This is a genomic window from Arthrobacter parietis (genome assembly GCF_039530425.1).
GTDB lineage: Bacteria > Actinomycetota > Actinomycetes > Actinomycetales > Micrococcaceae > Arthrobacter_D > Arthrobacter_D parietis.
This window is the reverse complement of record NZ_BAAAON010000001.1, coordinates 784324-806214: the sequence shown is the minus strand read 5'-3', so window position 1 is coordinate 806214 and position 21891 is coordinate 784324. Positions and strand designations below refer to the sequence as shown.

Here is a 21891-nt window from a genome sequence, read left to right as displayed (position 1 = left end):
GGGAGGGGACCTCGGCGTGCGAGCACCAAGCCCCGCTAGCCAATAGATTAGGACCATGGCCCAGCTCACACCGCTCCAGCAACTTGCCGAGCAGCACCGCGTCGGAATCACCTTCAAGGGCTGGGACGGCACGCCCCAGACGGTGAGCGATGAAACGCTGATTGCAGTCCTCACCGCGCTTGGTGTGCCCTGCGCAACGAACGACGACGTCGCCGCCTCCCTCCGCGAAGCCGAACGTGCGCCGTGGCTGCGTACGCTGCCTCCCGCCGTCGTTATTCGGGACGGCGACGCCACCACCGTGCCGGTTACCGTGCCGGCTGGCACCATGCCCTCCATCCGCGTCCTGCTGGAAGACGGAACCGAGCGGACGCTGCCTCCCGGTTCCGCCCGCACCCGGGAGGTGAACGGGACAGAGGTCAGCCGGTTCACGGTCGAGATCCCGCTCGATCTCCCGCTCGGCTGGCACACCCTCACGGTTGGGTTCGAATCCGGTGCCGCCGACTGCGCGCTCGTTGTGACGCCGCGAAAGCTCACCACCGCAGATTCCCTAACCCGGACGTGGGGACTGATGGCCCAGCTGTACTCGGTGCGGTCACGGTCCTCGTGGGGCATCGGGGACCTCGATGACCTTGCGAGGCTGGCGGAAATCTCAGCTGACAAGGGCGCCGGGTTCGTGCTGATCAATCCGCTTCATGCCGCCCAGCCCAAACCGCCGGTCGAGGCGTCCCCTTACCTGCCGACCACGCGCCGGTTCTTCAATCCCATCTACCTGCGCGTGGAGAACGTTGTCGAGTTCGGGGACCTTCCGGCGGCGCAGGCGCACACCGTCCGCGATCTGGCGGCCGGGTTCCGGGCCGCAAACGAGAACTCGGACATCATTGACCGTGATCCGAGTTACGCTGCCAAGCTGCAGGCACTCGAACTCGTGTTCGCTGTCCCAAGGCAGCCGCAGCGGGAGGAGGCGTTCCAGCGCTTCCGTTCCGAAGCCGGTCCCGGGCTGGAGAACTTCGCCCTGTGGTCCGCGCTCGCAGAAACGCTCGCCGAAGGTGCTGCGGAGTGGAGCGATCCGGAGTTTCTCGAGGCACAGCGGACCGGGCTCGAGGACCGCATTGAGTTCCACGCCTGGCTGCAGTGGTTGTGCGACGAACAGCTCAAAGCCGTTCAACAGGCCGCGATGGAAGCCGGCATGAACCTCGGCATCATGCATGATCTCGCGGTGGGCGTTCACCCCGCAGGTGCTGACGCCTGGACCCTGCGTGATGTTCTGGCCTCCGGCATCAGCGTCGGCGCTCCGCCGGACATGTTCAATCAGCAGGGCCAGGACTGGGCGCAGCCGCCGTGGCACCCGGAGCGGCTCGCAGAGTCCGGCTATGCCGCATACCGCGACATGCTGCGCACCATCCTGCGCCACGCGGGCGGCATCCGGATCGACCATATCCTCGGCCTGTTCCGCCTGTGGTGGATCCCGCAGGGTTCGATGCCCGGCGACGGCGCCTACGTGTACTACGACCACGAGGCGCTCATCGGTATCCTTGCCCTCGAGGCGGAGCGGGCGGCCGCCGTGGTCGTTGGTGAAGACCTGGGCGTCTTCGAGCCGGGCGTTCAGGAGTACCTGGCAGAGCGCGGGGTGCTCGGGACTTCCATCCTCTGGTTCGAGTACGACGACGACGAGCCGCGCCCTGCCGAGCAGTACCGGACGGCGTGCCTCACCACGGTCACCACCCATGACCTGCCGCCGAGTGCTGGCTATCTCGCGGGCAGGCACGTTGAACTGCGCGAGCAGCTCGGTCTGCTCGGGCGGCCTGTGGAGGAAGAGAAGTCCGCCGATCGGGAGGCTCAGGAGCGGGTGCTTTCGCTTGTGCGGTCCACGACCGGCTCCGTGCCCGCGACCGTGCAGGAGACAGTCGAGGCGATGCACGCCTTCATTGCGCAAACTCCGTCGGTGCTGCTCGGGGTGGCGCTCACCGACGCGGTAGGCGAGGAACGCACGCAGAACCAGCCGGGAACCACCGCCGAGCAGTATCCCAACTGGCAGGTTCCGCTGGCGGGGCCGGCCGGCGTCGTGCTCGTTGAGGACCTGCCGGACCTGGAGCGGTTCGATGACCTGGTGCGCGCTCTTCAACGGTGAACCGGTTCTACCGCTTACCGCACCAGAGTGACCGTTCACCGCACACCGATGTTGTTTGCCTCAGGCAATATGTGAGCTAATGCACAATATTCCATGGTGGGGGCCAAGGGGACGACGGCGTCCACAAGTAGAGGGAGAGGCATTCCGTTCATGAGCTGGCTCGATAGGGAACACACAATAGCTCCACCCGGATTCAACCGTTGGCTGATCCCGCCCGCGGCACTCGCCGTGCACCTGTGCATCGGCCAGGCTTACGCCACCAGCGTCTACAAGACGGCCCTCGTGGAGCACTTCGATGCGAGCCTCACCGAGATAGGCCTGATCTTCTCCATAGCGATCGTCATGCTCGGACTGTCCGCCGCGGTGATGGGCACGTGGGTGGACCGCAACGGTCCGCGCAAGGCCATGTTCACCTCGGCCATGTTCTGGGTGAGCGGGTTCCTCGTCGGAGCCCTCGGCATCTTCACCAACCAGCTCTGGCTCGTATACCTCGGGTACGGCGTGATTGGCGGAATCGGGCTGGGTATCGGCTACATCTCGCCTGTCTCCACCCTGATCAAATGGTTCCCCGACCGGCCGGGACTGGCTACCGGAATGGCGATCATGGGCTTTGGCGGCGGTGCGCTGATCGCGAGCCCACTGTCCACCCAGCTGCTGAGGATGTTCGACCCGGACTCGGGTACCGAGGGTTGGGTCGCCAGCGGTGAGGCTGTCGGCATGCTCTTCGTGACCCTCGCGGTGATCTACCTCATTTACATGGTCTTCGGAGCCTTCACCATCAAGGTTCCCGCTGCCGACTGGCGGCCGGACGGCTTCGACCCGAGCACCCGGAAGACCAGTGCACTTGTCACCAGCGACAACGTTTCCGCGAAGAACGCCATCCGTACCAAGCAGTTCTGGCTGATCTGGATCGCGCTGTTCTGCAACGTGACCGCGGGAATCGGCATCCTTGAGCAGGCCGCCCCAATGATCCAGGACTTCTTCCGGCAGTCAGACGGCGTCAGCGCCGTGTCCGCTGCTGTAGCGGGCGGCTTCGTAGGCCTGCTGTCCATCGGCAACATGGCGGGTCGCTTCGGATGGTCAACCCTGTCCGACCACATTGGCCGCAAGCGCATCTACATGATCTACCTGGGCGTCGGTGCTGTCCTCTATACCGTGCTTGCTCTCGCAGGCTCCTCGACCACGGTGCTCTACGTGCTGTTGGCTTTCGTGATCATTTCCTTCTACGGCGGCGGCTTCTCCACGGTGCCCGCGTACCTCCGCGATCTCTTCGGCACGTTTGAGGTGGGTGCAATCCACGGCCGCCTCCTGACCGCCTGGTCAGCCGCCGGTATTGCCGGACCGCTGATCGTGAATGGTTTCCTCGATGCACGAGGCACCCCCGGAGAGCTTGTCGCCGCCGACTATCAGCCGGCCCTGCTGACCATGGTTGGCCTGCTGATCATCGGATTCATCGCGAACCTGATGATCAAGTCCGTGGACTCACGATTCCACGAACCGAAAAAGACCGCCGAACCCGCAATGGAGGCATGAGATGGAAATGAGCAAGGCTCGACTGACCTTTGTCTGGGCGCTGGTTGCAGTGCCCCTGGCCTACGGGATCTTCACCACCCTCACCAGGGTTGCCGCGCTCTTTACCGGCTAGCTGCGCTGGAACTGAGGTGCACGCCGGCGTCGTCGATTCGTTCGACGGCGTCGGCGGCCTCATAGAAGTTGTTGCCGATGCCGGTGCCATCCACATGGATGTAACCGAGGCGAAGGAGACGCTGCGCGCGTTCCTCGTCCACCTCCTCCGTGCTGAAGGCTCCCGCGAGGAAACTGACGAGTCCGCCTCGCTCCTGCGTTTGGCCTTCCGGGGTGACTGCCTGCGGATCACCCATTTTGACGCTCTTCACCGTGCCGATCTTCTTGCCCTCGGCATTGATGACGTCCATACCTTCTCGAACTTCACTGAGGTCATTCATCGGTGAATCTCCATTCTGTTCGGGTGCACGTCCTTTCACCCTAGAACGGAGACGCCGCCGCGGTCGAGGGCAGCGCAACGCGAGACGCGCAGCAGCAGCGCAGCGAAACAGCAAAAGCGCCGGTGCGTGGCAGGAACGTGGGGACATCCCCACGATCGTGTCACGCACCGGCGCTTCTGCGTCGACGGGAGCGATTCACCGGCGCTTCTGCGCGGACGTCAGCGCGTGGAGGCAAGCTCCGCCGTCGGGATGGCTTCCTTCGCAGGGAACGACGGCGGGTGGACACCAGCCATCTCCTCCATGACGCGTACTACCTGGCAGCTGTAGCCGAACTCGTTGTCATACCAGACGTAGAGGACCAGGTTCTTGTCATTGCAGATGGTCGCAAGGCCATCGACCGTGCCGGAGCGGCGTGAACCGACGAAGTCGGTGGAGACGACGTCAGGGGAGTCGATGTAGTCCAACTGCTTGCGCAGGTCGGAGTGCAGCGACATCTCTCGGAGGTAGTCGTTGACGTCGTCCTTGGTGGTCACGTTCTCAAGCGACAGGTTCAGGATCGCGATGGAGACGTCCGGGGTAGGTACGCGGATGGAGCTGCCCGTGAGCTTGCCCTGCAGTTCGGGCAGAGCCTTGGCCACGGCTTTGGCCGCACCCGTCTCGGTGATCACCATGTTCAGGGCAGCCGAACGGCCGCGGCGGTCGCCCTTGTGGAAGTTGTCGATCAGGTTCTGGTCATTGGTGAAGGAGTGGACCGTCTCCACATGTCCGTGCACTACGCCGAACTCGTCGTTGATCGCCTTGAGTACAGGGGTGATGGCGTTAGTGGTGCACGATGCCGCAGTGACGATGGTGTCCCCGGCCGCGATGTCCGTGTGATTGATGCCGTGGACGATGTTCTTCAGGCCGCCCTTGCCCGGTGCAGTCAGTAGGACCTTCGCGACACCCTTGCTCTGCAGGTGCTGGCTGAGGCCTTCCTCGTCACGCCAGCGGCCGGTGTTGTCAACGACCAGCGCGTTGTTGATGCCGTAGGCGGTGTAGTCGATGGTGGCCGGGTCATTCGAGTAGATGACCTGGATCCGCACACCGTTGGCGGTAATGGTGTTGGTTTCCTCGTCCACCTGGATGCTGCCCTCGAAGGAGCCGTGCACCGAGTCGCGGCGCAGCAGGCTTCCCCGCTTCATGAGGTCATTCTCGGCGCCCTTGCGGACCACGATCGCGCGCAGGCACAGTCCGTGCCCGCCGCCTGCCTTTTCGATGAGCAGCCGGGCCACCAGGCGGCCAATCCGGCCGAAACCATAGAGGACGACGTCGGTGCTCGTCCGTGTGTCGGCACCGCGCTTCCCGACGACGTCGGCGAGTTCTGAGCGGAGGAATTCCTCCAAAGAGGAGGTGCCGCCCTCCTCCTGATGTGACCTGTACTTCTGGGCCAGGCGGGCGACATCAATGGCTGCTGCTCCCAACTCCAGGTCGGCGAGCGTACGCAGCAGAGGTGCGGTCTCTTCGAGGAGCAGCTCTTCCTTGCTCATGCGGCGCGCGAACCGGTGTGCCTTGAGAATGCCCATGGTGGACTTGTTGATAAGGCTGCGTCCATGGATGCTGGTCACCACGTTGTTCTCGCGGTAGAGGCGGCCGATGACGGGAATCATCCCTTCGGCGAGAGCCTCCCGGCTCATCCAGGTGTCGCGGGTGACGGAAGGTTTGTGATCCACGATGATCAGGTCCTTTCTGTTGCCGGTTGTGCCGGCGGGGTGAAGCGTCGAGTGCCCGGGATGGAGGGCGGGAGGGCCTTCGCTACGGTGCCGGCGACAACGACGTCGGACGGGCGATGGAAAACGAGGGTTCCTCCTAGAATATCGGTCAGGACTGCAGCTACCGCCGGAATGGGCTGTTAGCCTGCTCACGTTCCGGTCATCGCTGGCACAATGGGCCCATGGCTGATTCTCCTGAAGACGCTGTCCGTGGCCCAGCGGTTGCGGGCTGCCCTGCTCACGCTGGGTTCCAAGCGGCCTCGGAAGGCCGCTAAGTGGATCCGGCGCTGGGACTGAGCTTCGCCGTCGTGCTGCTGATGGGCGTGCTCATTTCGGAACGGGCGAGCCGCACTGTCATTTCCACCGCTGTGCTCTTCCTGCTTGCTGGGTTCCTGCTCGGGCAGGGAATGCTCGGCGTCATTACGGTGGAATCGGCCGACCCCGTGGTCCTGATCCTGTCAGAGCTCGCGCTCTTCTCGGTCCTCTTCACGGACGGGATGCGGGTCGGTGTCACTGATCTTCGTGCTGCCTGGCGGTTGCCCGGCCGGGCATTGGTTCTCGGGCTGCCGCTGACCCTTGTGGTCACGGCGGTTCTGGCCCACTACGTCGCAGGGCTGCCGTGGCTCGAGTCGTTCCTGCTGGGCGCCGTGCTTTCCCCCACAGACCCGGTGTTTGCCTCCGCCATTGTGGGGCGCAAGGAAGTCCCCGGCCGCCTGCGGCACCTGCTCAATGTGGAGTCGGGGATCAATGACGGTCTTGCCCTCCCCATTGTCCTGGTTCTCCTTGCCATGGCCGGCGGCACAGAGGCCGGAGGATGGCAATTGACGGAGGAGATCCTGCTCGGCATCGTCGTTGGTGTGGCGGTTCCGTTGCTCGTGCTGGCCCTGGAGCGGCTTCCCTTCCTGAGTGCGGAACGTCACCTCGAGCCGCTGGTGACCGTTTCCATCGGGCTTCTCGTGTTGACGATCTGCATGGCCACCCACGCCAACCTGTTCCTTGGGGCGTTCGCGGCCGGAGTGACCATTGCTACTGTCCGGCCGGAGTTTCGCGACGAGTTCGAGCAGTTCGGCGAGCTGGTGACGGAGCTGCTCAAGCTGGCGGCCATCCTGGTCTTCGGAGCGCTGATCACCCCGTCATTCCTCTTCCAGGAGATTCCGTTGGCCGGCTGGCTGTTTGCAGTGCTGGCGCTCGTCGTTGCCCGCCCACTCGCACTGCTGGCTTCATTTCTCGGAACCAACCTCCCTCGCGGTCAGCGCATTGCGGCCATGTGGTTTGGGCCGAAGGGTTTCGCCTCAGTGGTCTACGGGCTGCTGGTCCTGCAATCCGGCATCGAACTGGCTGATCAGCTGTTTCACCTCGCCGCGCTTGCCATCGTGCTGTCGATCCTTGCGCACTCATCCACGGACGTCCTGATCGCAAAGAAGCTGAGTACAACCCCCGGGTAGCGGCGGAGAATCCGCGGTGTTGCTAGGCTGTGTGATCGGGGGCATAGTGTGATGCGCTGCGGCCGGCTCGTACTCGGCATCAGCGGTGAACGGTCGACGTCGCTTCCTGCGCCGTCGTCGCGACAGACGGGGTAGCGATGCACAAAGCAGGACCAGGCACAGAGACGCTCGGCGATCTGCTGTTTCGTGTGGCGGAGGGGGACCAGAGCGCTTTCGCCGGGCTCTACGAGCAGATTTCCAGGCGGGTCCATGGACTGGTGCTGCGTGTAGTGCGTAACCACGCGATCTCCGCCGAAGTGGTCCAGGAAGTGTTCCTGATGCTGTGGGTCTCGGCTGACCGGTACAAACCCGAGCTCGGTTCCCCCGAGGCCTGGATCTTCACGCTTGCGCACAGGCGCGCGGTGGACCGTGTGCGCAGCGAGCAACGGTCGGTGGCACGGGATGCGCAGTACGCGCAGAAGGAATACTTCGTTCAGGAGCCCGTGGATGAGCGGGTTCATCACACCCTCATGAGCGAGAGCGTGAAACGCTGCCTCTCCTCCCTGACGGACCTGCAGGCGGAAGCGATCAGGCTTGCCTACTACGGCGGCCTCACCTACACCGAAGTGGCTGAAGCTCTGCAGGTGAAAGTTCCCACTGCCAAGTCCCGTATCCAGTCCGGACTGGTGTGCCTGCGCAACGCAATGGAAGCCGATGGCTACGGAGCGCGCTCGAGGTAGCACAATGGATCTCTACCGGGTCCGCTGGACCCGGCTCCAAGCATGTGTAAAACGGGTAGCTGGAAGGCGGCAATGGATCCCTATCTGCAGCAGTGGTTCACCGCCCGTGCGGTAGCTGATACGGCTCTCGATCTCGATGACGTATGGACGGGTTACACCAACCTGGGCGGTTGGTGCGATCGCGTGGAATTCCAGGCCTACCTCTCCGGCCTGGCGCTGATTGACGAACTTCAGCGGGACATGGTGTCGCACGCCGTGAACGAGGCGCTCGACGGCGTCAGTTCGCCTGCCCGGCGCGCCGCCTACTCGACGGACGACGTATCCCTGGCTACCGGGGTGATCACGGAGAGCAGTTTTGAGAGCTGCACGGATGCTGCGCTGCGAAGGTTCGTGACGTCGTCGTACGCGTATCTTGAAGGCGCTGACGCGGAGCGGCGCCGGCTCGACTCACTGACACAGACGGGCCTCCTCGGAACGCCCGCGGAAGAGCGGTTCGACCGGATCACCCGCGAAGCGCAGCGGGTGTTCGGCGTGAGTTCCGCATCCCTGGCGCTGATCGGCGAGCATCAGCAGTTCATCAAGTCGGTGACGGGGCCGATCGGCCAGAACGTGCCGCGGCACATCTCCTTCTGCAACGCGACTATCCGGGAGAAGCGCATGCTCGTGGTGAGGGATGCGCTGGTGCATGAGCAGTTCCGGACAAACCCGCTGGTGCTCGAACAGCCGCACATCCGCTTCTACGCGGGCTATCCGCTGACCGGTCCCGAGGGGTGGCGCATCGGGTCCCTCTGCATCATCGATGACAAGCCGCGCGCATTCTCCCTGGAGGATGAGATGGCCCTGCGCCTGTTGGCCGGCCAGGCGCAGCGCGAGCTTGAAGCGAGCTACTACTAGCTGCGGGATCCACAGCAGGCCCTCATCCAAACGAACTAGACCGTCCGGGGGAGCCGGTCCTGCGCCTCCGCTGGCTACACTGGCGCAGGAACAATGCGGAGGGTGCTGCACGTCAACATGGTGAAGATACTCAAACGGCTCACCTTCGGGTTGGACTCCGAGGAGCGGCGGTGGGAGCGACCCGGCCCTACCGGTGACCACCTGCGCCGGGATGTGATCGGCGTCGTCATTTTCTTCCTGGTGAGCGCCCTCGCACTGGAACTGAGCCGCGGCGTAGGGGCTATGGCCGAGGAGCGCAGCCCAGTCTGGCTCCAGCACGCGGTTCTTGCCCTGATGATCTTCCCGCTCGTGTTCAGGCGGCGCTTCCCGGTGCTGGTCATGCTCGTCATGTCAGCGCTGTTCATCATCCTCAGCCTCTGGATTCCGGCGCTCTCACTGCAGCTCTCCTATCAGGTGGCGTACTTCGCGTCGCTGTACTCGGCGGTTGCCTGGGCGAAGGACCGCAGGGTGCTGTGGCTCGGAACCACGGTTGTTGTGGTCGCCATGACGCTGTGGCTCATCCTCTCGCTGACGGTCGCGAATACGTATGACGGACTGTTGGAGCGGGTGGCAGAGGGGGACGAGACCTGGCGCGGGATCTTCGACCCACTGACCTCCGCGGCGCTCTACTACTTCATGGTGAACTTCGCCTATTTCGGCGGCGCCATCCTGGCGGGCATGTCCTCCTGGCGCAATGCTCTCCAGCGGACGCAACTGGCCGACCAGGCAACGCAGATCGCCAGGCAGTCAGCAGAACTTGCACGCCGTGCGGTCATCGAGGAGCGGCTGCGCATTGCCCGCGAACTGCACGACGTCGTTGCACACCACGTGTCGGTCATCGGTGTGCAGGCCGCTGCCGCACGCCGGGTGATGGACCGGAAACCGGAGGTCGCCGCCGAGTCCTTGCGCACCATCGAGCAGGCGAGCCGCCAGGCCGTCACCGACATGCGCAACCTGCTCGGCGTGCTCCGGTCCGAGACGTCAGTACAGAACCCCCACAACGACGACGACGGTCGCCATCCGGAGCCCGGACTCGCCGACATCGCGGCTCTGGCCGGGAACCAGCAGGACGGCGGCCCCGAAGTCACCTTCTCGAGGGTGGAGGACGTGCCGGGGGCACTCGATGAGGTCTCTGCACCGCTCGCGTTGTCGCTGTACCGGACAGCGCAGGAATCATTGACGAACGTCCGCCGGCACTCCACAGCCTCGGCCGCGGTGATGACGCTGCGCACCGGACGCACGGGCGAGCAGCGCTGGGTAGAACTGGAAACCGTGGACAACGGAAGGCCTCGGCAGCGCGTGGCGGCCGGCTCCGGTTACGGGCTGCAGGGTATCCGCGAACGCGTTGCTCTGCACCGCGGCACGGCTGAGATCGGTCCCCGTTCCGACGGCGGCTGGCGGGTACGTGCCCGCTTCCCGCTGCAGTGAGCAACCCACGAATCCAACCGACCTTCCCCCCTCCACCGAAATCTCAGGAAAGAACGTGATGAACACCATCCGCGTGCTGCTCGCCGATGACCAGGGGCTGGTCCGTGCCGGCTTCGCTACCATCCTGTCCATCGAGGAGGACATCGAGGTGGTCGGCCAGGTGACCAACGGGCAGGAGGCGGTGGACTTCGCCGCAGCCAACGACGTCGACATCATCCTCATGGACGTGCAGATGCCGGTACTGGACGGAATCAGGGCCACTGAGCAGATCACGGCAGCGGGCCGGGGGAAGGTCATCATCCTGACCACCTTTGAACGCGATGACTACCTATTCGACGCGATCCGCGCCGGTGCAAGCGGCTTCCTCCTGAAGAATGCCGATCCGGATGACCTTGTCGCGGCGGTTCAGGCAGTCGCCGGCGGGTACGCGCTGCTGGCGCCTGAGGTCACCCTCCGCGTGATCGAGCGCTTTGCCCACCATCTGGAATCCGAAGCACCGGCACCGGTGGCGAAGCAGCCAAGCGCCGGGCAGCTCCGACAGCAGAGCCTGCTTGCCTTACTGACCCAGCGCGAGAAGGAAGTCCTCGAGTGCATGGCCGCGGGCCTGAGCAATGCCGAGCTGGCACGGAAGCTCTTCCTCGCCGAGGCCACCGTGAAATCCCATGTGTCCTCCCTGCTGGCCAAGATCCAGGTCCGGGACCGGGTACAGGCCGTGGTCTTCGCCTATGAGAGCGGGCTCATCCGTCCGGGGGACTGACGGTTCCGCCTTACGGCTCATCCGCCCTGCATCCTGTTTGCCTACTGTTGATGACAGAAGGCTCAATCGGGAGGAAACCAATGCTGCAGGTGCAGAACCTGACCCGGCGCTTCGGTGAGAACACCGCCGTCGACGACGTCAGTTTCACAGTCCCTTCGGGGAAGATGACCGGGTTCGTGGGTGCCAATGGCGCCGGAAAAACCACCACCATGCGCATGATCATGGGTGTGCTCACCGCGCATGCCGGAGCAGTCCTGATGGACGATCGCCCGGTCACGGCGGCTGACCGCGCCACTTTCGGATACATGCCGGAAGAGCGCGGCCTCTACCCGAAACAGCCAATCCTCGACCAGCTCGTCTACCTGGGCCAGCTGCACCGGATGAGCCAGGCGGATGCACGGTCCCGCGCGCAGGACCTGCTCGAGCGGTTCCAGCTCGGCGACCGCGGGAAGGACAAGCTGGAGTCCCTCTCACTCGGCAATCAACAGCGCGTCCAGATCGCGGCGTCGCTCCTGCACAGGCCATCGGTCCTCATCCTCGATGAACCGTTCTCCGGGCTCGATCCCGTTGCCGTGGACTCCATGGTGGACCTGCTTCGCGAGCACACCGCGCAGGGTGTCCCGGTCCTTTTCTCGAGTCATCAGCTCGACCTGGTGGACCGCCTCTGCGACAACCTTGTGGTGTTGCAAGAGGGGCGGCTGGTCGCTGCCGGCACCGGGGATGACCTGCGCGCCACGGCTCCCCGCCGGCACAGGCTGACGGTCTCGCCCGACGCCGGGTGGGTCCGGGAGGAAGCCGGAGTGACGGTCATCGACGTCGCGGGCCGGGATGCCGTCGTCGAGCTGGAGAACGACGACGACGCGCAGCGGCTGCTTGTCGCCGCCATGGCACGCGGAAGCGTGCATGAATTCAGCAGGATCAGGCCGAGCCTGAGCGAAATCTACCGGGGGGTATCCCAGTGAGCACCGAAACAACTGAGCGGCGCGTGCAGCCGGGGGCGCCGTCGTCGTCCTCGTCGGATCGCAACGCCCAGCCGGCCTGGCTGATTGTCACCCTGCGTGAGGTGATGGTGAAGGCAAAGGACCGCGGATTCGCGATCTCCACCATCGTGACGCTGGTACTGATTGTTGCCGGCGTCGTGTTCAACGCCTACATGTCCAGCCGCGGTGAGGACTTTACGGTGGCTGTGACCTCGGAGGCTGGACAGTCGGTGACCGCGCTCGCGGACGAGGACGGCCGGGCCGACGACGGCAACACGACGTTCACGGCGATTGTCGTTGAGTCGGAGGAAGCAGCACTCGAGGAAGTCCGGTCAGAGGAAGCCGACGCTGCGCTCATTCGGGACGGTGACGGTGCGTGGACGCTGACGGGCAGGAACGAGATTCCCAGGAGTCTGAGTGCCGGGATCAGCGCGTCGCTGGAGGCTTACATGCTGGAAGCGAATGCAGCTGCGGCCGGAACGTCAGCAGAGGAGTTGCTGGCAGGTTCCGAGCTGGAGGAATCGTTGCTCGACGGGAACGCGGAGGATCAGGCCGTGGCAGACGTGGCCGGTTTTGCCTTCAGCTTCCTCTTCTACATGGCGTCCATCATCTTCGGAATGGCCATCGCCAATTCGGTTGTGGAGGAGAAGCAGAACCGGGTCGTCGAGATCCTCGCGACTGCGATACCCGTGCGGCAGCTGTTGTACGGCAAGGTCCTGGGAAATACCATCCTGGCCATGGTGCAGCTCGCGCTGTACGGCGGGGCGGCACTGTTGGCCCTGAACCTGACTGATACGGCGGACCTCGTGGGGAGCATCATTCCGGCGTCGGGATGGTTCATGGTGTTCTTCCTCTTCGGCTTCCTGATCCTCGCCTCGATGTGGGCGGTACTCGGTTCACTGGCCAGCCGGCCGGAGGACCTGACCAGCAGCTCGACGCCGGTGATGGCGCTGATTTTCGCGGCACTGGGTGCCGGGTTGTTCGCCTCAGGGCAGTTGCTCGTGGTGGCGTCCTACGTGCCTGTGGTGTCTTCCGTTGCCATGCCGATTCGCTTGCTGAACTCCGAGGTCGCGCTGTGGGAGCCGATCCTGTCACTGGTGATCGCGCTCGCGGCCGCGGCAGCTCTGCTTCACCTCGGCGAGAAGATCTACCGCCGGGCCATCATGCAGGGCGGCGGCGCACTGTCGCTACGCAAGGCCATGAAGCTGGAGCAGTAGGGCCCTGGTTGCCGCGGCCCTCAGAAACTGCCCGTAGGTGCAGGTACGCCGGTTCGAATCGGCGATCCTGCACCTGCGGGCAGTTTCCGCTTTCCGCCCGGGCCGTTCGCGGGGGACAATTCCCTGTGGAACCACGTTGTCATCGCAGGACGCCCACGCACTCGAAAAAAGGAAACGGTCATGGCTGGATTTGGATCGCTCGGCAAAATCGCAATGGGACTTGCGCGTAATCCCAAGGTCAGGGAAGCCCTCAACAGCCCTCAGGCGAAGCAGATGGGCAGCAAGGTTGTGGATCGGGTAGCCGAGGCCGCAGACAAAGCCACCAAGGGTAAGCACCAGGACAAGATCCAGAACGCCCGCGGTCAGGCCCAGAAGCATTTGGGCGGACCGGGGGACGAACGCCAGGGCCCCGGAGCCGGGCCGGCGGGTCAGGGACCGGGAGCCGGACCGGCGGGTCAGGGTCCGGGAGCCGGACCGCAGGCGCCGGGGAGTGATCCCGGAAACCCGCGCCCCTAAGCATTGAGCGAGGCAGCGGATTTCATTGATGCCGCGCTCCAGCGGGAAGCCTCGTGGGAGCGGGCAGAAGCGCTGAACTCGCTGGAAGACGGCTTCTTCTACTACGGCGCTTCGGTTGGTGCCATCCGGGGCGCCGTTCGTGATGCCCGCCGCAAGTTCCGGCATCTGACACACGATGAGGTGGCCTTTCTCAGCTCCGAGCTCTGGGGCAACTCGCCGGTGTTCGAGCGGCGGCTCGCTGCGGTGGTCCTTCTGCAGTCGAGCGTTCCCATGCTCCGGAACACTGACCTGACGAGGATTGAAGGTTTTCTGCGGGAGTCGCGGACGGAATCTCTGGCCGCTCCGCTGGCGGCCGACGTCGTCCGGCCACTGGTTGCACGCCTCACGGGACAGGAGCGCATGAAGGCGTTGGCCGTCGTCGGCCGTTGGGCGCAGGACCAGGAACCTATGCTGCGCAGGGCCGCAGGAGTGGTCCGGCAATCCCTTCCCGCCTGAATGAAACATTGCGTCATAAAGAGAAGTATCAGGTAGGGGTATTCGCGTTAGGCTCCATCAATGACGCATACCCAGCGATCGATCCCCGTGCTCGATCTCAGCACAGCCCGCCGCCCCGACGGCTCTTTCGACCAGGACTTCATCGAGCAGCTGCGCGAAGCCGCCCATGCCGTGGGGTTCTTCCAGATCATCAACTACGGCGCCGCTCCGTCCCAGGTGGATGACCTGTTCAGCGGGATGAAGCAGTTCTTTGATCTACCGGTGGAGGAGCGGCTCGCACTCGATAACCGCAACTCCCCGCACTTCCGGGGCTATGCCCGGCTCGGAACCGAGGTGACGCGCGGGCGCGCGGACTCCCGCGAGCAGATCGACTTTTCCCCCGAGCGCGAGCCGGTTCCCGACTACCCGGAGGACCAGCCGTACTGGCTGCTTCAGGGGCCCAACCAGTGGCCGGGAGAGAGCCTGCCGGAGCTCGAGAGCCGGGCGATGGGCTGGGCTGACCTGATGTCCGAGGTCGGTGCGGAGCTGTTGTCGGCGATCGCCGTTGCCTTGGGCCAGCCGGAGGAGCACTTTGCGGACCTCTTCGAGTCCACTCCGGCCTGGATGGCCAAGCTCGTGCACTATGTCGGCGGGCTGGAGGGTGCCGGCAGCCAGGGCGTCGGGCTCCATGCCGACTACGGCTTTGTGACGCTGCTCCTGCAGGACGAGGTGGGCGGACTTGAGGTGCTTCCGCCCGGTACGGACACCCCGATTCCGGTCGAGCCCATTCCGGGGGCGCTGGTGGTAAATCTCGGCGAGATGCTGGAAGTGGCCACCGGAGGCTACCTCGCAGCGACAATTCACCAGGTGCAGGCGCCGCCGCCCGGAGTGGACCGCTACTCCGTCCCGTTCTTCTGGTCGCCGCGCCTTGACGCGGTGGTCCAGCCCGTTTCGCTTCCGCCCGAGTTGCAGGCTGCAGCCCGCGGGATCTCCGATGATCCAGACAACCCCATGCTGTCCTCCTACGGCATGAACGTGCTCAAGGGGCGGGTGCGTGCCCACCCCGACGTCGCCGAACTGCACCATCCGGAGCTGGGAAAGGTTCTCTCCAAGCGCTGATCAGAGAAAGCGTCACGTCAGCCGGCGGCGCTTGGGGAGCGGGATGCGGTCGAGGTCGTTGGCCGCGATAACCAACGTGCTGTTGGCATTTGCACCGACGACGGCGGCACTTGCCTGACCTTTCAGCACTCCGACATCCGGGTAGCGGGACGAGAAGTGCGTGAGCACCAGCGTGCGTGCGTGTGCGTTCCCAGCCAGCGCGCCTGCCTGCCCCGCGGTGAGGTGCAGGTACTCGGCGGCGAGGCCGGCGTCGTCGTCGCTGAAAGTGGACTCTGCAACCAGAAGGTCCGCGTTCTCGGCGAGTGCCTCGGCTCCCTCACACTCAGCGGTGTCCATGACAAAAGCGAAGGTTTGCCCCGGCCGTGGCACGCTGACGTCCTCAAGCGAAGTGTCGCGGATCAGCCCCTCACGCTGCAGGCGGCCGACGTCCGGACCCGTGATTCCTGCCGCGGCCAGACGTTCCGGCACCAGGCTCCGCGACGCCGGTTCGCTGAGCCGGTAGCCGTAGGCCTCAATTCGGTGCCGCAAGGGGTGCACCTCAAGCCCGTCGGCGACGGCACCGGCGGATCCGTGCGGGTTGAGCCGGAGGTCGAGACCCGGCGTCGCGAGGGAGACGAGGGCGCGGACTGCTTCCTCGCCGGACGCGGGGTAGTGCAGATGCACCGGGTGGGTGACGCCGTCGAGCACCATGCGCGAGAGTACGCCCGGCAGGCCGAAGCAGTGGTCACCGTGCAGGTGGGTCAGGCAGATGCGGGTGATGTTAGACGCGCTGACACCGGCGTAGGTCATCTGCCGCTGGGTGCCCTCGCCCGGATCGAAGAGCAGCCCCTCGCCGTCCCACCGGAGAAGGTACCCGTTGTGGTTGCGGGTCCGGGTGGGAACCTGGGAGGCGGTGCCGAGGATCACGAGTTCGCGCATGGAGTCGAGTCTGTCAGCTCACACTTCGGGCTCGTAGCCGATGAGCCAGTGGAGCCCGTGACGGTCAATGACCTGTCCGTCGGAGGCGCCCCACGGTTTCGGTGCGAGGGGATCTACCACCGTGCCGCCGTCGGCCAGTTTGTCGAACCAGGTATGGAGAACAGCCGGTTCAGCGGTTCCCAGCAAAGAGAGCATCATGCCCTCGAACCGGACGCTCTTGTCCCCGGCTCCAGCATCCGAACCGGCCAAAGCAACTACGCCGTTGAGCTCTCCGTGGGCAATGGCATCAGGAGTGCCCTCGCTCCTGCTGAACTCCTCATGCGTATACAGGGCGAGCTCTCCGCCGAATATGTCGGCGTAGAAGCTCAGGGCTTCACGCGCTGTACCGGGGAAACTCACATATACCTTCGGCGCTGTCATTGGCTCAGCCTACAAGTGCCTGCGCGCCGGATGGCCGGTTCGTCCCACTCATCCCCACCGGCCCGCGACGAGCGGTAACGTTGATGCACCACGGCGGCGGAAATCGCAGGAGGAAATCATGGACAGCGAAGTGGACGACCACCAGAACCCCGTTCAGGACGGTCTTCAAAACGCGCATAGCCCCATCTCGCGGGATCCCGAGCGTACCGATGATGAGCGGGCGGAGGATCGGGCAGCAGATACGGCCGAGGATGAAGCCGAGCGTGAGGCGGAGGGCACTGCTGAGGGCGTCAATGAAGCACCCGGTCCTGCCGAGGATGAGGATACCGAAGGGGACGACGACCGGAAACTTACGACAGACACCAGCCCCAGCGACTAGCGCTGCTCGGTGGTCTGATCCGCCGGCACGTCGAACGCGCGCCAGCCGCCTTTGCGAAAGACCGGGGTCCCCACAAGCAGTACGACGACGGTGAGCGCCACGGTGCCGAGCATGACAACCGCCATGGATCTGGCGTCACCTCCGAGTAGGCCCACGAGCGGGCTCACGATTCCTGCTACCCCTGACTGCAGCGCGCCGATAACGGCTGCAGCCGTACCCGCCATGTGCCCGTAGGAGTTGAGCGCGAGAACCGATGCGTTGGCCGGAATCATGCCCTGGGTGCCAAGGACCAGCCACAGCGCTGCGCACAGCCCGATGACACCGCCGAAGCCGGTCGCCGCTACGGCGACAAGAATCAGGGCGAAAACGAGTTGCGCAACGGACGCGGTGCGCAGCAGCCTGGCCGGCGCAACCTTGCGGACCAGCGACGCGTTCAGCTGGGCGGACAGCACCAGGGCAACGCCGTTAAGCGCGAAAACCAGTGCAAACTGGCCCTGGCTGAGGCCGTATTGGTCCTGAAATACAAAGGGGGAACCGACCACGTAGCTCATGATCACGCCCAGCCCCAGTCCGGGAATCACAGCGAGGGACATGAAGCGGACGTTCCTCAGCAGCTGCCAATAGCCACCGGCCACCCGGGCGGGCCGGGCGGGCCGGCGCCGTTCAACCGGAAGAGTTTCGGGCATGAACCGCCAGACGATCACCACGAGGGCTGCGCCGATGAGCGCAAGCGCGTAAAACACCGCGCGCCATTCCCAGACGCCGGCGATGGCTTGCCCGATGGTGGGAGCGAAGAGCGGTGCAACGCCGATCACGAGCATGAGGCGGGAGAGGAGCCGTGCCGCATCAGACCCGACAAACCGGTCACGGATGACCGCGATGGCGACGACGGCGGCGGCAGCGTTGAAGAAGCCCTGCAGCACCCGCAGCACAATCAGCGTGCCGATGTCCGGAGCGATCGAGCAGAGCAGCGAGATGACCACGTGCAGCGTGATCCCGACAAGGAGTGGGAGCCGCCGACCGAAGCGGTCGGACAACGGGCCGATCACCAGTTGCCCGACACCGCCGCCCAGCAGCATGCCGGACAGCGTGAACTGCACGGCCGCCTGGCTCGCCTGCAGGTCCTCCGCTACCGCGGGAAGCGAGGGTAGATACATGTCGGTGGTGACCGCGGGCAGCGCGGCCAGGGCGCCCAACATCAGGATGTACTTGATCCCGGGTACATAGCGGGGAGTTTGGGCCTGGGGCGCAGGCAGTTCAGTCACCCGATCAACTGTAAACCGATTATGAGCCGCGCGGCGGGGGAGTTGAAACGTTACGCGGCCACCGCCATGCCTCCCCGCTAGGGTTGGAGGGTGAGTTCACGGGGGACTGTCCTGGAGGCCGAGCGCCTCGTTGTCGGCTACGCCGGTGCGCCGGTCTGCGGTGAGATGTCGGTGGCAGTCGGCGCCGGGGAGATACTCGGCGTCGTCGGATTCAATGGGGCGGGGAAGTCGACGGCGGCACGCACGCTTGCCGGCCGGCAGCTCCCGATTTCGGGGGAAGTGAAAGTCCACGGAGTGCTGGCAAATCCCGACGCCGTTGCCTTCCGCCGGGAGGTGTCCGCCGTCTTCGACGAGGACCTGTTCTTCCCGTCCCTTACCGTCCGTGAACACCTGCTGCTGGTTGCACGCGGGCATTCCCTCCCCGATCCTGAGGAGCAGGTGGAGGAGGAGTTGAGCTTCTTCGGCCTGCAGGAGCGGGCGGACGTCGTGCCTGAATCGCTCTCATCGGGCCAGCGCCGCCGCACCCTGCTCGCTGCCGGTTTGATGCGGCCGGCCTCGCTGCTCATCCTCGACGAGCCGGAACAGCGGCTGGACCCGGTGATGCGCGAAGCGCTTGGCCGGCGCGTCCGGTCATTGGCGAACGGCGGGGCAACGGTAGTGCTCGTCACGCATGATCCGCAGCTCCTGCTGGACACGGCAACCTCCTGCCTGGTCATCGATGACGAGGTGACCCTCGCAACGTCGGAGGTGGCAGCGGCCATCATCGCGGGCGCCTGATGAGCACGGTGACGGAGGCCGGCACGGCCGGTCGGGCCGGGGAAATCGTCAGGTTCACTCGGCGGTCCGCTCGCCGCTACAACCGGTCCCGGACCTCCCTGCCTGACCTGTTCGTCGACGTTTATGTCAGCGTTCTCGCTCTCGGGTGTGCGGTTGCCCTTGCGGTGTCCTTCGTGCTCGCGCTGCGTGGTGAATTCGCTCAACGCTCAACCACGGACCATGGCCTCATCGCCGACCCGGTACTCGTCCTCCCCAGCCAGGCACTGGAGGTTCTGCTGACCTTCGCGGCGCTTGCCGGCGTCGTCGTTCTTGGCCGGAGGCTGGGACCGCTCGCGGTGGGCGGGCCGGAGAGCACGTGGTGGCTTTCGCTGCCCGTGGACCGGCGGCCGATGGTGTGGGGTCCGTTCCTGCGGCGTGCCGTGCTCGCCGGTGCTGGCGCAGCTCTGGCCTACGCCCCGGTCAGCGTCCTGGGTGCTCTGGATCGGACTGCTCTGAGCCATGCCTATGCTGCCGCAACGTTCGGAGCCCTCGTGGTGGCCGTGGTAGGCATTGCCGCATTGCTCCAGGGGAGGCCCCAATCCGTTGGGTTGAAGGTGGCGGCGGGAGGCCTTGTGGTTGCCGGTGCGCTGGCCACGGTGCTGCTGCCGTCAGCCTGGTCAGTCGGTGCAGGACTGGTGCTCGCCAGCGCACTGCTAGGGCGGGTGTCACCGCGCGCCGGGTTTGTCCCCGGCGGCGAGCTCACCCGTGCCGGAGCCGTGTCTGGGCACATAGGATCATCGCTGTATTTCATGGATTCGAATGAGTTGTTCCGTGCCGTCCGAGCTGAGTCACCTACCGCGTACCGCCGCGGTGCCCGGTTTTTTACCCGGCCCACGCGGGGTCCGTTCGCAGCACTGCTGCGCGCCGACTTCGTTGCTTTCCTGCGCCTGCACCCAACGCCGACGACGGCGGTGCTCTGGCTGGTTGCGTGTGTTGCGGTGATGCTTGTGGACGGCGGAATGCCGGTCTTTGTGCAGCTGGGCGCTCTCGTTCTCGCTGGATGCGTAGCCGCGTCGGGTTTTGGGACGGTAGCGCGGAGAGCGGCACTGGTGCCGGAGCTCGATGGGCTGGTGCCGGTGAACCCGGCACTGGTTCGGGCCAGCCGGGCTGTCATGCCAGCCGCCACCATGGTGCTGTGGATGGCACTGCTCGGCGGGGTGCTGGTGGTCCTCGGAGCGGCTGGACCGATGCTGATCGTGGTGTCGGCACTCGCCGGAATCGGGATGGGTGCGGGTACCGTTCGTGGTGCCAGCCGCCCTGCGACGGACTGGTCAGCGCCACCGGTCGAGACGCCGTTCGGCCCCGTCCCTCGCGCGCAACTGGCAGCCTTGCTGCGCGGTGTGGACGTGACGGTTCTGAGCCTGATGCCAGTGGTGCTCACGCTGTACCTCGGCGTGGTTGCGTTACCGGTGCTCGTTGTTCAGGCGGTGATCAGCGGTGTGGTGTTCCTGGTGGTTGCCATGACCAACCCGCACGGCTAGCCCTAGCCGTAGGTGCGGGCGCGGCTGAGGTCTCGTTTGCGTGCTTTCATACCGAGGAAGAACATTGCGATTCCCTCCAGCAGCAGAAAGGCGCCGACAGCTGCAAGGAACCAGTCCAGTCCGCCCGCTGTGCCCTCAAGGATGGTGCTAAGCGGGGCCAGGAATAGGAAAAAGCCGGCAAGCAGCGATGTGCCGCCGGTGAGTAGAAGTTTGGTGTAGGTCATGACGTTCCCCCTTGAATGGTCGTATTCCATTCAAACAGCCGCAACGGCACAGCGGAACCCGATCCCGCTATACGAGATCGGACTCCGCTGCCAGTGGACGTGCCTCTTTGGTTGCGTGCAGGGCTAAAAAGCCAAGGTGTAACCATTCCAGCCGGTTCCTATGTGAACCCGAAGCCAGCGGCCTTCCCGAATCTGGTACAGATAGAGATTTCCATCGTCTGTTCGAGCCATCAGGCCGGGGTACTCGAGCATTGAACTGGATTCGACCATATTCATGACATTCCATCCCCTCCCGACCACGATGCGGGGTTCGTCGATGAAATTGCCGTTACCGTTCGTGCGGTACAGGATCATGTTTCCTGTTCCAGAATGCTGACCAAGAATGTCGGCGTCGGCGTCACCGTCCCAATCAGTGACGTGATGTGTGATGGAACCCCATCCGCTGCCTTCCACAACTCTGGGGGACAGAACGGATCCGGAAAGGTTCGGGTAGTTGTACAGCGCGCCTGTCTCGGAATTCACAGCAATGATGGACGGATATGCGTCCGTCACCTTCCACCTAACAACAGAAATGTCATACGAACCCCAACCTGTTCCAATGGTTGTCCGGGTGAAGCCACCCGCCGGGGCGCCGTAGTAGACGTAGAGGTTGCCGTTTTTGCCAACTGCGACAATGTCCTGGATCCCGTCCTGATTCCAGTCGGCTGTTTTCAGGTCCCTCATGACTGTCCACCCGGAGCCGACCTGTCGGCGGCTTAGTGGATCATCCGGAATCCGGGCGTCGCTGCTGTAAGCCCACAACGTTCCGTTGGCGTCGAAAGTGACAATGTCCGCCTCGGTAATGGACGGGGTAACTGTATGTGGCGTCGGCTCAGCCTGCGCTGGAAGAGCGGTAAAAGTGGTGGAGAGGATAAGGGTGGAAAGCAATCCCACCCGAATTTTGGACAGCAATGTCATCGA

General features: G+C 64.7%; 23 protein-coding genes. 16 read left to right on the top strand and 7 right to left on the bottom strand.

The annotated features are described in order from the left end of the window. The first annotated feature begins 55 nt into the window (after nucleotides 1-55). From malQ to ABFX19_RS16065, 3 genes are all read left to right on the top strand, one after another. The gene (gene malQ / locus ABFX19_RS03775; RefSeq protein ID WP_346027529.1) at nucleotides 56-2128 is read left to right on the top strand and encodes a 4-alpha-glucanotransferase; all 2073 of its coding nucleotides are present in this window, start codon (nucleotides 56-58) and stop codon (nucleotides 2126-2128) included. Nucleotides 2129-2278: 150 nt separating this feature from the next. Beyond that, the gene (locus ABFX19_RS03770; RefSeq protein ID WP_346027528.1) at nucleotides 2279-3661 is read left to right on the top strand and encodes an OFA family MFS transporter; all 1383 of its coding nucleotides are present in this window, start codon (nucleotides 2279-2281) and stop codon (nucleotides 3659-3661) included. Nucleotides 3662-3668: 7 nt separating this feature from the next. Continuing rightward, nucleotides 3669-3773 (top strand): MFS transporter small subunit, encoded by a 105-nt coding sequence (locus ABFX19_RS16065; protein WP_428831008.1) that lies wholly within the window; start codon nucleotides 3669-3671, stop codon nucleotides 3771-3773. Here ABFX19_RS16065 and ABFX19_RS03765 read toward each other — a convergent pair. Together ABFX19_RS03765 and ABFX19_RS03760 are read right to left on the bottom strand one after the other, a co-directional pair. After that, nucleotides 3763-4092 carry a hypothetical protein gene (locus ABFX19_RS03765; RefSeq protein ID WP_157358981.1) on the bottom strand — a complete coding sequence of 110 codons (330 nt, stop codon included), beginning with the start codon at nucleotides 4090-4092 and terminating at the stop codon, nucleotides 3763-3765. The two genes, ABFX19_RS16065 and ABFX19_RS03765, sit on opposite strands and share 11 nt — an antisense overlap. Before the next feature lie 218 nt (nucleotides 4093-4310). Continuing rightward, complete coding sequence (locus ABFX19_RS03760; protein WP_346027527.1) at nucleotides 4311-5801, bottom strand: glyceraldehyde-3-phosphate dehydrogenase; 1491 nt, start codon at nucleotides 5799-5801, stop codon at nucleotides 4311-4313. 314 nt (nucleotides 5802-6115) lie between these two features. On the opposite strand from ABFX19_RS03760, the gene ABFX19_RS03755 reads away from it, so the two are divergent. The 10 genes from ABFX19_RS03755 to ABFX19_RS03710 all read left to right on the top strand — a co-directional run bounded on the left by ABFX19_RS03755 (nucleotide 6116) and on the right by ABFX19_RS03710 (nucleotide 15428). Next, nucleotides 6116-7285, top strand: a complete 1170-nt coding sequence (locus tag ABFX19_RS03755; protein ID WP_346027526.1) for a cation:proton antiporter — start codon at nucleotides 6116-6118, stop codon at nucleotides 7283-7285. Between the two features lie 137 nt (nucleotides 7286-7422). Then, a complete protein-coding gene (locus ABFX19_RS03750) occupies nucleotides 7423-8004 on the top strand; it encodes a sigma-70 family RNA polymerase sigma factor (protein WP_346027525.1) in 582 nt (193 codons plus the stop codon). A 72-nt stretch (nucleotides 8005-8076) separates the two neighbouring features. Then, a complete protein-coding gene (locus ABFX19_RS03745; RefSeq protein WP_346027524.1) occupies nucleotides 8077-8898 on the top strand; it encodes a GAF domain-containing protein in 822 nt (273 codons plus the stop codon). 102 nt (nucleotides 8899-9000) lie between these two features. Then, complete coding sequence (locus ABFX19_RS03740; protein ID WP_277358676.1) at nucleotides 9001-10365, top strand: sensor histidine kinase; 1365 nt, start codon at nucleotides 9001-9003, stop codon at nucleotides 10363-10365. A gap of 58 nt (nucleotides 10366-10423) precedes the next feature. Then, the gene (locus ABFX19_RS03735; RefSeq protein ID WP_277358675.1) at nucleotides 10424-11122 is read left to right on the top strand and encodes a response regulator; all 699 of its coding nucleotides are present in this window, start codon (nucleotides 10424-10426) and stop codon (nucleotides 11120-11122) included. 80 nt (nucleotides 11123-11202) lie between these two features. Next, nucleotides 11203-12084, top strand: coding sequence for an ABC transporter ATP-binding protein (locus ABFX19_RS03730; RefSeq protein WP_346027523.1), 882 nt, complete (start codon nucleotides 11203-11205; stop codon nucleotides 12082-12084). Then, nucleotides 12081-13319 carry an ABC transporter permease gene (locus tag ABFX19_RS03725; protein WP_346027522.1) on the top strand — a complete coding sequence of 413 codons (1239 nt, stop codon included), beginning with the start codon at nucleotides 12081-12083 and terminating at the stop codon, nucleotides 13317-13319. Before ABFX19_RS03730 ends, ABFX19_RS03725 begins: the two co-directional genes overlap by 4 nt. 180 nt (nucleotides 13320-13499) lie before the next feature. Further along, a complete protein-coding gene (locus tag ABFX19_RS03720) occupies nucleotides 13500-13835 on the top strand; it encodes an antitoxin (RefSeq protein ID WP_346027521.1) in 336 nt (111 codons plus the stop codon). Between the two features lie 3 nt (nucleotides 13836-13838). Continuing rightward, complete coding sequence (locus ABFX19_RS03715; RefSeq protein ID WP_346027520.1) at nucleotides 13839-14330, top strand: DNA alkylation repair protein; 492 nt, start codon at nucleotides 13839-13841, stop codon at nucleotides 14328-14330. Between the two features lie 60 nt (nucleotides 14331-14390). Next, a complete protein-coding gene (locus tag ABFX19_RS03710) occupies nucleotides 14391-15428 on the top strand; it encodes an isopenicillin N synthase family dioxygenase (protein ID WP_346027519.1) in 1038 nt (345 codons plus the stop codon). Nucleotides 15429-15440: 12 nt separating this feature from the next. On the opposite strand, the gene ABFX19_RS03705 is transcribed toward ABFX19_RS03710, so the two are convergent. Further along, nucleotides 15441-16346 (bottom strand): ribonuclease Z, encoded by a 906-nt coding sequence (locus ABFX19_RS03705; RefSeq protein WP_346027518.1) that lies wholly within the window; start codon nucleotides 16344-16346, stop codon nucleotides 15441-15443. An 18-nt stretch (nucleotides 16347-16364) separates the two neighbouring features. Beyond that, nucleotides 16365-16766 (bottom strand): VOC family protein, encoded by a 402-nt coding sequence (locus tag ABFX19_RS03700; RefSeq protein WP_346027517.1) that lies wholly within the window; start codon nucleotides 16764-16766, stop codon nucleotides 16365-16367. Between the two features lie 118 nt (nucleotides 16767-16884). Between ABFX19_RS03700 and ABFX19_RS03695 the strand changes: the two genes are divergently transcribed. Continuing rightward, on the top strand, nucleotides 16885-17145 hold the full coding sequence (locus ABFX19_RS03695) for a hypothetical protein (RefSeq protein ID WP_277358667.1): 261 nt from the start codon (nucleotides 16885-16887) through the stop codon (nucleotides 17143-17145). Here ABFX19_RS03695 and ABFX19_RS03690 read toward each other — a convergent pair. After that, nucleotides 17142-18410, bottom strand: coding sequence for a multidrug effflux MFS transporter (locus ABFX19_RS03690; protein WP_346027516.1), 1269 nt, complete (start codon nucleotides 18408-18410; stop codon nucleotides 17142-17144). The two genes, ABFX19_RS03695 and ABFX19_RS03690, sit on opposite strands and share 4 nt — an antisense overlap. Nucleotides 18411-18500: 90 nt before the next feature. On the opposite strand from ABFX19_RS03690, the gene ABFX19_RS03685 reads away from it, so the two are divergent. Both ABFX19_RS03685 and ABFX19_RS03680 read left to right on the top strand, forming a co-directional pair. Continuing rightward, a complete protein-coding gene (locus tag ABFX19_RS03685) occupies nucleotides 18501-19187 on the top strand; it encodes an ABC transporter ATP-binding protein (RefSeq protein WP_346027515.1) in 687 nt (228 codons plus the stop codon). After that, on the top strand, nucleotides 19187-20707 hold the full coding sequence (locus tag ABFX19_RS03680) for a DUF6297 family protein (RefSeq protein ID WP_346027514.1): 1521 nt from the start codon (nucleotides 19187-19189) through the stop codon (nucleotides 20705-20707). Before ABFX19_RS03685 ends, ABFX19_RS03680 begins: the two co-directional genes overlap by 1 nt. A gap of 2 nt (nucleotides 20708-20709) precedes the next feature. Here the strand turns inward: ABFX19_RS03680 and ABFX19_RS03675 are convergent, their stop codons facing one another. Continuing rightward, nucleotides 20710-20931, bottom strand: a complete 222-nt coding sequence (locus ABFX19_RS03675; RefSeq protein ID WP_346027513.1) for a hypothetical protein — start codon at nucleotides 20929-20931, stop codon at nucleotides 20710-20712. A 123-nt stretch (nucleotides 20932-21054) separates the two neighbouring features. Further along, nucleotides 21055-21888 (bottom strand): hypothetical protein, encoded by an 834-nt coding sequence (locus ABFX19_RS03670; RefSeq protein WP_346027512.1) that lies wholly within the window; start codon nucleotides 21886-21888, stop codon nucleotides 21055-21057. Nucleotides 21889-21891: the final 3 nt, after the last annotated feature.